Source organism: Kribbella sp. NBC_00482 (assembly GCF_036013725.1).
In the GTDB taxonomy this organism is placed as follows: domain Bacteria; phylum Actinomycetota; class Actinomycetes; order Propionibacteriales; family Kribbellaceae; genus Kribbella.
In genome coordinates, this window is the sequence record NZ_CP107881.1 from 1,870,253 (window position 1) to 1,882,716 (window position 12,464).

The 12,464-nt window shown below is 66.8% G+C and carries 11 protein-coding genes; 7 read left to right on the forward strand and 4 right to left on the reverse strand.

Translation table 11 applies throughout. The annotated features are described in order from the left end of the window. Positions 1 to 31 precede the first annotated feature (31 nt). The gene (locus OHB24_RS09380) at positions 32 to 1,243 is read right to left on the reverse strand and encodes a S53 family peptidase (protein WP_327638565.1); all 1,212 of its coding nucleotides are present in this window, start codon (positions 1,241 to 1,243) and stop codon (positions 32 to 34) included. Between the two features lie 333 nt (positions 1,244 to 1,576). On the opposite strand from OHB24_RS09380, the gene OHB24_RS09385 reads away from it, so the two are divergent. The 6 genes from OHB24_RS09385 to OHB24_RS09410 are packed head-to-tail and all read left to right on the forward strand — an operon-like array spanning position 1,577 to position 8,175. Next, on the forward strand, positions 1,577 to 2,869 hold the full coding sequence (locus OHB24_RS09385; RefSeq protein ID WP_327638566.1) for an ABC transporter substrate-binding protein: 1,293 nt from the start codon (positions 1,577 to 1,579) through the stop codon (positions 2,867 to 2,869). Further along, positions 2,788 to 3,732 carry a carbohydrate ABC transporter permease gene (locus OHB24_RS09390; protein WP_327638567.1) on the forward strand — a complete coding sequence of 315 codons (945 nt, stop codon included), beginning with the start codon at positions 2,788 to 2,790 and terminating at the stop codon, positions 3,730 to 3,732. Before OHB24_RS09385 ends, OHB24_RS09390 begins: the two co-directional genes overlap by 82 nt. Beyond that, entirely contained in the window at positions 3,717 to 4,541 is an 825-nt protein-coding gene (locus OHB24_RS09395; protein ID WP_327638568.1) for a carbohydrate ABC transporter permease, read from the forward strand. The genes OHB24_RS09390 and OHB24_RS09395 overlap by 16 nt, the downstream gene beginning before the upstream one ends. Further along, positions 4,538 to 5,170, forward strand: coding sequence for a hypothetical protein (locus OHB24_RS09400; RefSeq protein WP_327638569.1), 633 nt, complete (start codon positions 4,538 to 4,540; stop codon positions 5,168 to 5,170). Before OHB24_RS09395 ends, OHB24_RS09400 begins: the two co-directional genes overlap by 4 nt. After that, positions 5,154 to 7,625, forward strand: a complete 2,472-nt coding sequence (locus OHB24_RS09405) for a GH116 family glycosyl-hydrolase (RefSeq protein ID WP_327638570.1) — start codon at positions 5,154 to 5,156, stop codon at positions 7,623 to 7,625. The genes OHB24_RS09400 and OHB24_RS09405 overlap by 17 nt, the downstream gene beginning before the upstream one ends. Positions 7,626 to 7,641: 16 nt before the next feature. After that, on the forward strand, positions 7,642 to 8,175 hold the full coding sequence (locus tag OHB24_RS09410) for a hypothetical protein (RefSeq protein WP_327638571.1): 534 nt from the start codon (positions 7,642 to 7,644) through the stop codon (positions 8,173 to 8,175). A 279-nt stretch (positions 8,176 to 8,454) separates the two neighbouring features. Here OHB24_RS09410 and OHB24_RS09415 read toward each other — a convergent pair whose 3' ends face one another. Beyond that, on the reverse strand, positions 8,455 to 8,832 hold the full coding sequence (locus OHB24_RS09415; protein WP_327638572.1) for a DUF779 domain-containing protein: 378 nt from the start codon (positions 8,830 to 8,832) through the stop codon (positions 8,455 to 8,457). A 4-nt stretch (positions 8,833 to 8,836) separates the two neighbouring features. Next, positions 8,837 to 10,360 carry an aldehyde dehydrogenase gene (gene adh / locus OHB24_RS09420; RefSeq protein ID WP_327638573.1) on the reverse strand — a complete coding sequence of 508 codons (1,524 nt, stop codon included), beginning with the start codon at positions 10,358 to 10,360 and terminating at the stop codon, positions 8,837 to 8,839. Positions 10,361 to 10,443: 83 nt separating this feature from the next. On the opposite strand from adh, the gene OHB24_RS09425 reads away from it, so the two are divergent. Next, positions 10,444 to 11,895: a GAF domain-containing protein gene (locus OHB24_RS09425; RefSeq protein ID WP_327638574.1), complete on the forward strand. Its 1,452-nt coding sequence runs from the start codon at positions 10,444 to 10,446 to the stop codon at positions 11,893 to 11,895. A 14-nt stretch (positions 11,896 to 11,909) separates the two neighbouring features. Here the strand turns inward: OHB24_RS09425 and OHB24_RS09430 are convergent, their stop codons facing one another. Continuing rightward, complete coding sequence (locus tag OHB24_RS09430) at positions 11,910 to 12,437, reverse strand: hypothetical protein (RefSeq protein ID WP_327638575.1); 528 nt, start codon at positions 12,435 to 12,437, stop codon at positions 11,910 to 11,912. Positions 12,438 to 12,464: the final 27 nt, after the last annotated feature.

Consider the following 12,464-nt stretch of genomic DNA (forward strand, 5'->3'; position numbering starts at 1 on the left):
ACCGACCGGTCACTAGCGGTGTGTCTAAAGGTCAGAAAGCTCCGGCGCCGTTCGGCGTACCGAGGCCCGTCGGACCGTCCCAGCCGGTGCGGGCGTTGCACCATTGGGTTGTCGGGCAGGTGCCGTTGCTGCCGCTCGTCACGTCGAACAGCGAGCCCGGATGGGCGTACGGCAACGCGTTCGCGTACCCGGCCGTGTTGCCGGACAGCGCGTAGACCGACGCGATGATCGGCGCGGCCTCACTCGTACCGCCGAACTGCGCCCAGGTCGACGCCGTCTTGCTCGTCGGGTAGTAGATCGCCATGCCGCCTTTGGACGGGTCGGCGGCTGCCGAGACGTCCGCCATCGCGCGCTTCGAGCAGCCGGTGCTGAACGACGCGGCACCCGGCAGTGCGGTGTTGTACGTCGAGCAGCCCGAGCCGGCGCCGTCCCAGACGCTCTCGCTCCAGCCCCGAGTGTTGCTGGCAGCAACCAATGACGTACCGCCGACGGCCGTCGTGTACGACGAGGACGCCGGGTAGCTGCCGCCCTGGTAGCCGTCGTCACCGGTGGAGGCGGTGACCGCGATACCCGGGTGGTTGTAGTAGGCGCCGTACGTCGCGTCGTCCGCGTCGCCACCGCCGTAGCTGTTCGAGATCGCGACCACGCCGGCCTGCTTGGCGGCGGTCTGGACCGCGGTGCCGAGGTCAGCGAAGCTCGCCGACTTGGCCTGTACGACGATGATCTTGGCGTCCGGCGCCGCGGCCGAGACCGCGTCGACGTCGAGCGCCTGCTCGCCGGCCCAGCCCACGTTGAACGTCGGCAGCGTCGTGCCGCCGGTCTGGCTGATGATCTTCAGGCAGCCGTTCGCCTTGGTGCACGCGGACAGGCCGAACTGCGAGCGGTAGACGCCGAGGTCGCGCTCCAGGTTCGGGTAGCCGTAGGCGTCGACGATCGCGACCGTCCGGCCGCCGGCGCTCAGACCGTTCAGCTTGTAGGCGTCGCGCAGACCGGTCGGCGTCAGACCGGTCGCCGGCGGTGCGGTGGCGGCCGGCGTCCGGCCGTCCGGGGTGACCAGCTTCACCGCGTTGCAACTCGCGGTGTGCTTGGCCTTCGCGTCCGAGCAGACGCGGGCGGCGTGTTTGCCGGCGGTGTACGGGGACGGGGCCGCGGTGGCACCCGACGCCGTCATTGCTTGGGCGGTCAGTCCTGCGACGGCCAGTGCGCCGACACCCAGGGCGGACACGAGAATCCGTTGCCTCAACTGGACTCCTCGAGGTTGGGCAGGCCTCCGCACACGGGTCCCGTTGGGCCGGAGGGCGGAGGCCGGCTTGATTTGGGGGGTGTTGGCATCGTGCGTCCGCCGGAGCACCGGAAGCCAGCGATCGGACCGCTGACAAATGTCATGGGCGGACCCATGACAACCACCCCGGCTGGACCAGAATTTGCGCGTGATCACAGGGTCACAGAGGGTGCGCCGGGCAGTGAAGGTTTCCCCCTGAGTTTCCGGAACGCCGACCCTTGACACGGTTTCAGCACCCGGGACTATGCTGCCGGAATCTCTGAGAAATCGATTTCCCTGCCTGGAGGCTCCGTCATGGATCTGCCCGTGCTCAGTAGGCGTCGTTTCCTGCAGGCGAGCGGAGGTACGGCGCTCGCCGCATCGCTGGCCGCCTGTGGAGGCGGCGGCAGCGGCGGGGCGTCCACCAAGGAGCTGTCGTTCGTTTACATGGGAACGGCCGAGCAGCAGGCGACCTGGAACAAACTGTTCGCGAAGTTCACCGAGCAGCACCCGGAGATCAAACTCAAGGCCGAGGGCATCCCGCTGTCGAACTGGGGCGACTTCTTCAACAAACTCTCCACCCGGATCGCCGGCGGCCAGGTGCCGGACGTCATCCAGATCGCCACCGAGGGCCAGCGGCTGTTCGCGTCCAAGGGCCTGCTCGCGCCGCTCGACGACTACATCGCCAAGGACAAGGCGGCCATCGACGAGTACTACGGCGACATGGACCCGAACCTGATCGAGTGGGACAAGAAGTACGCCTCCACCGACGGCAAGACGTACTACCTGCCGGGCGAGTTCAACACGATGTGCATGTGGTACTCGAAGGACCTGTTCGCGAAGGCCGGCGTACCCGAGCCGACGGCGAAGTGGACGTGGGATCAGTTCCGGTCCGCCTGTGAGCAGATCAAGGCGAAGACCGGCGCCTTCGGGTACGCCGCCGACTCGGCGTACTTCGCCGCGATCATGCCGTGGCTCCTCACCAACGGCACCAGCAGTTTCTCCGAGGACTGGTCGAAGCCGACGTACGACGACCCTCGCGTGATCGAGGCCGCCGAATTCAACCGGAAGCTGGTCGCGGACAAGCTGTCGCCGCCGCCCGGCGGCACGTTCGACGCGTTCACCGCGGCCGCGCAGGGCAAGCTGGCGATGTTCGGCGGCGGCCGCTGGCCGATCATCAGCATCCGGAACCTGAAGGCGACGTCGAAGATGGGCATTGTGCCCTGGCCGGTGAAGGTTCAGCAGGGCTCGCCGGTCGGCTGGAACGGGTACCCGATCCTCAAGGCGTCGAAGAAGAAGGACGACGCCTGGACGTTCATCAAGTTCCTGATCTCCAAGGAAGGCTCGTCGACGTTCGCCCAGCTCGGCGGCACCATCGTCCCGGCGCGGAAGTCGATCGCGAACAGCCAGTCGTTCCTCGAGGACGCGCCGAAGGGTACGGAGTACCTCTACCAGGCACTCAGCTACGCGACCCCGATCCCCTCGCCGGACAAGGGCGCCGCCGTACAGAAGGCGATCGAGGACGGTTGGAAGCAGGTGCTCACCGGCAACGCCGCGCCGGCCGACGCGCTCGGCAAGGCCCAGACCACGCTGGAGGGATTGGTCTGAAACCCCAGCGGAGGGACTGGCTCCCCGGCTACCTGTTCATCAGCCCAGCCATCCTGCTCTTCGTCGTCTTCGTCGCCGGGCCGCTGGTCGCCGCCTTCGGGCTCAGCCTGTTCCACTGGGACTTGCTGAGTACGCCGGAATTCGCGGGCCTGGACAACTTCAAGCAACTCGTGACCGACGGCGCCACCGTACGCGCGGTGATCAACACGTTCGTGTTCGCTCTCGCGTCGGTGGTCACGCACATCGGGATCGGGATGCTGCTCGCGCTCGGCGTCCACCGGACGATGACGCGCGGCACGAAGTACTTCGTCAGAACCGCCTACTTCTTCCCGTTCCTGGTGTCCTGGGCCGCGGTCGCGCTGATCTGGAAGTACGTGCTGGATCCGGCGTTCGGCCTGGCGAACTACTACCTCTCGGCGACGACGAACTGGCTGGCCTCGCCGACGCTCGCGTTGCCGACGCTGATCGTGGTCGACTGGTGGCACACGATCGGGTACACGTTCATCATCCTGCTGGCCGGCCTGCAGACCGTGCCGGCGCAGCTGCACGAGGCGGCGCGGGTGGACGGCGCGAACGCGTGGTGGCGGTTCTGGAGCGTGACGCTGCCGGTGATGTCGCCGACGATCTTCTTCGCCACGGTGATCACGTTCATCGGCGCGTTCCAGATCTTCGACCCGATGGTGATCATGACCCAGGGCGGCCCGGACGGCGCGACCCGAAGCATCGTGCAGTACACGTACGAGAAGGGCTTCCAGTCCTTCGAGGTCGGGTACGCCGCTGCGCTGTCGCTGGTCCTGTTCGTCGTGATCATGGTCGTCACCGGCCTCCAGTTCCGGTTGAGCCGACGGTGGGTGCACCAGTGAAGGGCAAGCTGCTGGACCTCGTGCTGGTGCTCGGCGGGGTGGTGATGATCGCGCCGCTGGTGTGGCTGGTCGTGAACGCGTTGTCGGAGCCGATCGACGCGTTCCAGGTGCCGCCGCGGTGGATTCCGCGACCGCCGACGCTGCAGAACTTCCAGCAGGTGCCCGAGCTGATCCCGTTCGCGCAGATGGCGTGGAACAGTCTGCAGATCGCGGTGATCACGACGGCCGGCGCGCTGCTCACGAGCGCGCTGGCGGCGTACGCGTTCAACCGATTGCGGTTTCCGGGGCGGGACCAGATCTTCTCGGTTCTGCTAGCAGCGCTAGTTGTTCCGGTGCAGCTGACCGTGGTCCCGATCTTCATCATGATGCGCTGGCTGCATCTGGTGGACACGACGGTGGCGATCTGGTTGCCGGCGTTGGTGAACGTGTTCGGGATCTTCTTCCTGCGGCAGTACATCTCGTCGATCCCGCGGGAGCTGGACGAGGCGGCGATCATGGACGGCGCCGGGCACTTCTGGATCCTGTTCCGGGTGATCCTGCCGCTCGCCCGGCCGGGGCTGACCGCGCTCGGGATCTTCGTCTTCGAGGCGTCCTGGAACAATTTCTTCTGGCCGTACATCTTCCTGTCGTCACCGGAGAAGATGACACTCCCGGTCGGCCTGGTATCACTGCAAGGCGCGGTCGGCGGCGGTCCTGCCGTCGTGCTGTTCGCTGCGATCACACTGGTAGTACTGCCGATCCTCGTGCTGTTCCTGATCTTCCAGCGCTCGTTCATCGCCTCCATCGCGTCAACAGGACTCCGCGCATGACAGACCACCTCCCCACAGCCTTCAGGGCGCTCTGGCACGAGCTCCCGCTCCTGGCCACCACCGGCGCCCTCATCTGCACAGCCTCCGCCGTTGTACTTCTCCTCAGTCCAGGGCTGTCACCACCTAGCGTCTTGCTCGCAGCATTCGCCATCGCCCCGGTCTGGGCAGCTGCCATTGCCACAACGGATGCGGTAGTTCGAGAAGACCGCGGTGGCGTCGTCCTACTGCTGAAGAACCTACGGAAGCACGCCCCGGCCGGACTCGAGGTGGGTGTGGTTCCGGCAGTGGTGATCGCACTCGCTCTACTGAACTGGCAGCTGTACTCCGGACCGCTCTTCGCCCTCCCCCTGGCAGTCAGCGGCTGTGCAAGCGTGCTTCTACTACTCGCCTCCTGCTACGCCTTCAGCCTGCGTGTCACCTCAGGGCTGCGTGGCAAGACACTCTGGTTCACCGCGCTCCACCTGGTCGCCCACGCCCCTCTGGTCCCACTCGGCGTACTCGCACTCGTTTTCGTAGCCCTCTTCCTCGGGACCTCGGTTACTGCCTCACTACTCCTGCTCGCCCCCGGACCGGTGGCTCTCTTCGCCTCCGCCGGTACATGGACGGAGAAACATGCACTACACCGGTGAGAACCTTCGACACTTCGCACTGCCGCTGGGAGGTCTCGGCACCGGCACCGTCGCGCTGGCCGGCAACGGCGCGCTGCGGCAGTGGCAGCTGCACAACATCGGCAACCACGAAGGACATGTGCCGGACAGCTTCTTCGCGATCCGCCTCTCCCAGATCGAGCCACCGCTCGACGAGATCCGCCTCCTCCAAGGCCCGCCGCTGGAACCCACCGACACCCCGCTGGTCACCGACGACGTGGTGCCGGCCGGCGAGCGGCGCCTGCACGACGTCCTCCCGTCGATCGGTACGACTCAGGTGACCGCGACGTACCCCTGGGCTCGCGTGGAGTACGAGACGGATCTGCCGGTCGAGATCAGCCTGGACGTGTTCAACCCGTTGGTCCCGTCGGACGCCGCGGCGAGCTCGCAGCCGGTCGTCGGGTTCACGTTCACGCTGCACAACCCTGGTGACATCGCCGTGCACGGCAAGCTCGCAGGTGCGCTCCAGAACTCGGTCGGCTGGGACGGCGTTACGCCGGTCGACGGCGTGGACTGCAGCCTGTACGGCGGCAACACGAACCGCACCCGCCGCGCCGACGGCTGGACGTCTGTGGTGATGGAGAACGGTGGACTGCCTGCCGACCATCCCGGAGTGGGTCAACTGGTGCTCGCCACCGACGGCCCTGGATTGGTCTGTGCGCAATGGGCCAGGCCTGAGGAGTTCGTTGCCTTTCTCAACGGTCCCGTGACACCGGTGAGCGGTTCGAGCGCGCCCGGGACAACGTGGAACGGCGGGTTGGCCGTCCCCTTCAACCTCCAACCAGGTGAGACGGCTGAGGTCCGGTTCCTGATCGCGTGGCACTTCCCGAACCGATATGTCGACTTCAACCAGTTCGGACCGCACCCGGAGTACGGTCACACCCGCTTCTGGCTCGGGAACGCGTACACCCGTCGTACGCCGGACGCCGTCGCCGCGGCCGACCACTTCATCGAGCACTGGTCTGAGATGGAAACACTGACGACCGCCTGGACGGAGGCGTTCGAGGAGAGCAGTCTGCCCGGCGAGGCCGGTGCACGGCTAGCAGCGCTAGCGGCCGACGTACGAAGCCCAACCGTCTTCCAGACCGCGGACGGCGACGTACTCGGGTTCGAAGGTGTTCTCGGCGCGTCCACCGCGATGTGGGGCGGCCGGTACGGCGGCTCGTGTCCGCTCAACTGCACGCACGTGTGGAACTACGAGCAGACGCTGTCGCGCCTCTTCCCGTCGCTGGAGCAGAACATGCGTGACACGGAGTACGACGTCATGCAGGCACCGGAGGGGTACATCCCGCACCGGGTGCGCGCACCGCTCTACGTGAAGCAGCTGTGGGACGTAGTGATCGGTGGACCGGAAGAGCCGGCCCTGGACGGGATGCTCGGCAGCGTGCTCAAGACATACCGCGAGGTGCGCCAGGGCGCCGGTCTGGACTGGCTGGGTCGACGCTGGCCTCAGGTGGTCCGATTGCTCGACCACATCCACGGCAAGTGGCTGCGGGACGGCGTACTGCGTGGCATCCAGCCCAGTACGCACGACATCGACCTGTGTGGCGTCAACTCGTTCATGGGCACGCTGTGGCTCGCTGCACTGCGTGCGGCGGAGGAGATGGCGCTACTGCTCGGTGAGGACGCCAAGGGGTACCGCAGCCTGTTCGACACGGGCAGCACGGCGTACGACGAGCTGCTGTTCACAGGCGAGTACTACCGGCAGATCCTGGACCCGGACGAGACCCGTGACTTCCAGTGGGGTGACGGCTGCCTCGCAGACCAGCTGATCGGGCAGTGGTGGGCGCACCAACTGGACCTCAGTTACGTCCTTCCGGAGGACCACGTGCGTACGGCGCTGCGCAACGTCGTACGGCACAACCTGCGGACCGGTTTCCGCGACTTCGACCACCCGTACCGCGTCTTCGCCGACGGAGACGACACCGGACTCCTCATGTGCACCTGGCCGCACGGCGGTCGCCCCGACATCCCCACGCGATACTGCGACGAGGTCTGGACCGGCTCGGAGTACCAGGTCGCCGCCCACTGCCTCTACGAAGGCCTCACCGACGAGGGCATGTCCATCCTGCAAGGCCTCTGGACCAGGTACGACGGAACTCGCCGCAACCCGTTCAACCCGATCGAATGCGGCGACCACTACATCCGCAACGCCGCCGGCTGGTCCGTCCTGGAAGCCCTCACCGGCTACCGCCACAACGCCCTCACCAAAACAATCACCTTCGCGCCGATGACGATGGCCCGATCCGGCAACACCTGGCAATTCCCCTTCACCACCAACACCGGCTGGGCCACCGCCACCCACAAGGCCAACACCCTCACCATCACCTGCAAAGCCGGCCACCTAGACCTCCGAACAATCCACGTCGACGGCACGCGATACCCGATCAACACCCCGATCCACCCCGGAAAACCCTTGGTGATCACAACAACCTGACACCTACCGTCGAACCATGTCCCTCGTCGACCGAGCCCACGCGTTGCAGACCGAGGCCCAGCAGCTCTTCACGCGCCTGGACCTCGGCACCGCGTTCCCGTGGGAGCCGGCACTGATCGGCAGCGCACTGTCAGGCCTTATGGTCGACCGCGACCTCGACATCATGTTCGACGCCCCGGACGCCACCGCCGCGACTGTCCTCGCCGGGCTGACGACACTCGCCCAGCACGTCGCGCTCCGCAGCGTCGACTTGCGCGACGAACGCGAAGACCGTCGTCCGACACCGGCGATCACCGACGAACGCTTCTACGCGGTCCTGCACACCCAGGCTTGGAAGATCGACCTGACCTTCTGGCTACACGTCGTAGAACGCCCTCACGTCGCCCACGCCGAACGACTGCGAGCGGCCTCACCTGACCAGCAACTGACGATCTTGCACCTGAAGACCGAGCGCCCCGACCTGGACAGCTCCGAGATCTACACCGCCGTACTCCGCGGCGACGTACGGACGCCCCTCGAACTCGCCGACTACCTGACGGCGGGCCACTGAGAACTCAGTTCCGGGGCCTGTCGCGGCAGGGGTTCTCCCCTCGAACGCAGGGTTCTCCCCTCATACACCAGGGGAGAACCCTGCAGATCAGTAGAGAACCCCCTGGCATGGTGTCTTCCGCGCAGGTTTGGAGTCGCAAGCCTATGGGTGGCTAGAATGTGATGACCACGCCAAGGCCTCGCGGCTTTGGTCCAACGGCCTCCTTCGGGAGGCCGTTTTTGTTTGTGTGAAGGAAGAGTGCCGGCCGCCCGGCAACGCCACCGGACGGTCGGCACTCGATCAGGGGAGTCCTAGTTCGGCGGACTCCTTGTCGGTGAAGAGGCGGGAGCGGATCAGGAAGCGGACGCCCTCGGGGGCCTCCACCGAGAAGCCGCTGCCTCGGCCTTTCACCACGTCGACGGTGAGTTGGGTGTGCTTCCAGTACTCGTACTGGTTCGCGGACATCCAGAAGCCGATCGGATCGTCTACCCCGTCGACGACCAGATCACCGAGATGCACGTCCGCCGACCCCGTGATGAATTCCCCGTCCGGGTAACACATCGGCGAACTGCCGTCGCAGCAGCCACCCGACTGGTGGAACATCAGCGGACCGTGCATCTCAGTGAGGCGGCGGAGCCATTCCGCCGCCGCGTCTGTCAGCAACACCTTCTCGACCATGGGCTCAGAAGAAGCCGAGCTTCGACGGGCTGTAGCTGACCAGCAGGTTCTTGGTCTGCTGGTAGTGGTCGAGCATCATCTTGTGGTTCTCCCGGCCGATGCCGGAGTTCTTGTACCCGCCGAACGCCGCGTGCGCCGGGTACGCGTGGTAGTTGTTCGTCCAGACCCGCCCGGCCTGGATCTCCCGGCCGGCCCGGTACGCCGTGTTGATGTCCCGCGACCAGACGCCCGCCCCGAGTCCGTACAGCGTGTCGTTGGCGATCTTCATCGCGTCGGCGTAGTCGTCGAACTTCGTGACCGCGACGACCGGGCCGAAGATCTCCTCCTGGAAGATCCGCATCTTGTTGTCGCCCTCGAAGACCGTCGGCTGGATGTAGTACCCGCCGGCGAGGTCGCCTTCCAGTTCCGCGCGAGCTCCGCCGGTCACGACCCGGGCGCCCTCGGCGCGACCGATCTCGAGGTAGGCGAGGATCTTCTCGTACTGGTCGTTGCTGGCCTGCGCGCCCATCATCGTGTCGGTGTCGAGCGGGTTGCCGAGCTTGATCGCCTGCGTCCGGGCCACCGCGTCGCCCAGGAACGAGTCGTAGATGGACGACTGGATCAGCGCCCGCGACGGGCAGGTGCAGACCTCGCCCTGGTTCAGCGCGAACATCGTGAAACCCTCGAGCGCCTTGTCGTAGAAGTCGTCCCGGGACGACGCGACGTCGGCGAAGAACACGTTCGGGCTCTTGCCGCCGAGCTCGAGCGTCACCGGGATGATGTTCTCGGACGCGTACTGCATGATCAGCCGGCCGGTCGTGGTCTCACCAGTGAACGCGACCTTGGCGACTCTGTTGCTCGAGGCAAGCGGTTTGCCGGCCTCGACCCCGAATCCGTTGACGACGTTGAGCACGCCGGGCGGCAGCAGGTCGTGGATCAGTTCGAGCAGCACGTGGATCGAGGCAGGGGTCTGCTCGGCCGGCTTGAGTACGACGGCATTGCCGGCCGCGAGCGCCGGCGCCAGTTTCCAGACCGCCATCAGGATCGGGAAGTTCCACGGGATGATCTGCGCGACCACACCGAGCGGCTCGTGGAAGTGGTAGGCGATCGTGTCGTCGTCGATCACCGACACCGAGCCCTCCTGGGCCCGCAGCGCGCCGGCGAAGTACCGGAAGTGGTCGATCGCCAGCGGCAGGTCGGCGGCCAGCGTCTCGCGAACGGCCTTGCCGTTGTCCCAGGACTCGGCGACCGCGAGCAGTTCGAGGTTGGCCTCGATCCGGTCGGCGATCTTGTTCAGGACGTTCGCCCGTTCGGCCGGTGACGTCCGTCCCCAGCCCGGCGCGGCACCGTGGGCGGCGTCGAGGGCGCGCTCGACGTCGTCCGCCGTACCGCGAGCGATCTCGGTGAAGTTCTCACCGGTGACGGGAGTGGGGTTCTCGAAGTACCCGCCCTTGACCGGCGGCACCCACTCGCCGCCGATGTAGTGGTCGTAGCGCGCCTTGAAACTGACCGGGCTGCCATCCTGCCCAGGAGCTGCGAAGATCGTCATTGGTTCTCCTTCGGATACCCGACGTTGAACCGAAGGTAGGAGAATGAACGTTGCACCGACGTTGCAGCGCGGAGTGAGGCGGCATGGACGCAGCGGATCAGGCCCGCCGGTTGAGCGAGTTGTACGACGAGGTGCTCGGCGGCGGCCGGGCCACCGGCGACCCGCGCCCGCTGGTCGCGGCTTCCTGGGAGCGCTCTCTCGCGGCCGCGGTGGATCCCGAACTGGACGCGCCGCCGGTGATCGTCGACCCGGACGTGGTCGCGGCGATCCGCGAGAACCATCCGCTGCAGGCCGTCCTCCCGGTGCTCCGGCAGACGCTGACCACCATCGCCGACGAGGCGTCGCACATCATGATCATCACCGACGCGCAGGGGACGATCCTGTGGCGCGAGGGTTCGTCGGAGGTGAAACGCCAGGCCGACCGGATCGCACTGTCCGAGGGCGCGGTCTGGTCGGAGGAGCAGATCGGGACGAACGGCATGGGTACGTCGCTCGCCGTCGGTCAACCGGTCCAGATCCACTCGGCCGAGCACCTGGTCCGCCGGATCCACGAATGGACCTGTGCCGCCGCGCCGGTGCACGATCCCGACACCGGCAAGCTGCTCGGCGCGGTCGACGTCTCCGGACCGCTGCGCACGGTCCACCCCGCGATGGTTGCCCTGGTGACCGCGGCGGCTCAGCTCGCCGAGGGTCAGCTGAAGGTCCGGATGGCCGCCGCCGACGAGATGCTGCGGGCCCGCAACATGCGGCACCTGATGGCGCTCGGCGATGCGCCCGGCGCGTTGCTGACCCCGACCGGCCGCGTGCTCGCGGTCCAGCCGCTCGAATGGTTGCCCGACCGCCTCGTCGTACCGGACGGCGCCGATCGCATCGACCTCGGCGACGGACGGGAAGGATTGGTAGAGCGACTCGACGAGGGCTTCCTGCTCCGCATGCCCGGTGCGCCGGTGCGCCGTACGCGACCGTCCTTGCGGTTGAAGCTGCTCGGCTCGGGGCAGCCGACCGCGATCGTCGGCGGCCGCGAGATCGCGCTGACGTTGCGGCGCGCCGAAGTACTCGCACTGTTATTGCTGCAGCCGACCGGACTCACGGCCGAGCAGCTGATGCTGCAGTTGTACGGCGACGAGGGAAACCCGACCACGGTCCGCGCCGAGATGCACCGGCTGCGGAACCTGCTCGGCGGCGGAGTCCTCGACACGAAGCCGTACCGCATCATCGCGGACGTCACCGGGGACGTGGCCGAAGTACAGGCAGCCCTCCGCAACGGCGACCTACCGAAGGCCCTCGAGCTGTACGCCGGTCCGCTGCTCGCCCGCTCCGACGCCCCGGCTTTGCGCTCCGAACGCGACGAACTCGACGCCACCCTCCGCCGCGCGGCCCTCGACGCCCGCAACCCCGACCTGCTGTGGCAGTTCGCGCAGACCGCCACCGGCGCCGAGGACCTGGAAATCTTCGAGGCCCTCGCCGCCGGCCTACCAACAGACGACCCCCGCCGAGCCGCCGTCGCCACCCGCCTCACCCGACTCCTCGACTGACCTACTCGCCGGGCCTACTCGCGGCCGACGAGGATCCACATGTAGTCGCGGTTCTTGGTGGGGAAGGTGGCGGTCTTGTTGCTGACTTCCTTGGTCTTCTTGCAGTCGCTGGTGGTGTACTTCCAGCGCACGACCTGGACCCGCCAGGACTGCTTCAGTTGGTGCAAGCGACGTACCTTGCCGGCCGGCACCTCAGCCGTGTACGACCAGCTGTCGGTGACCGCGTGAGATTTGCCGACCGTCTTCGAGTACTTGTTCTGGATCTCGGCGATCACCAGCGGGATGCTCACCCCGAGGTCACCGGACCAGGCCGAGTTCGACTCCGAGGTGGCGGTCTTCTGGTAGGTGATCCGGCCCGGACCCTCCATCCAGTCGCTGTAGAGGTTCGTGCCGACGTACACCTCGTGCCCGCCGCGTTCGTACCAATAGACCGCTTTGGTGTCGCATTTCTTGGCCACGGCCGGTGCCGCGTTCGCCGCGGCCGGCACCACCACACCGGTCGCGATCAGTACTCCAGCAGCGATTCCCCGACGAAGACGCATGGTTCTCTCCCACCGAAACCGATTGAC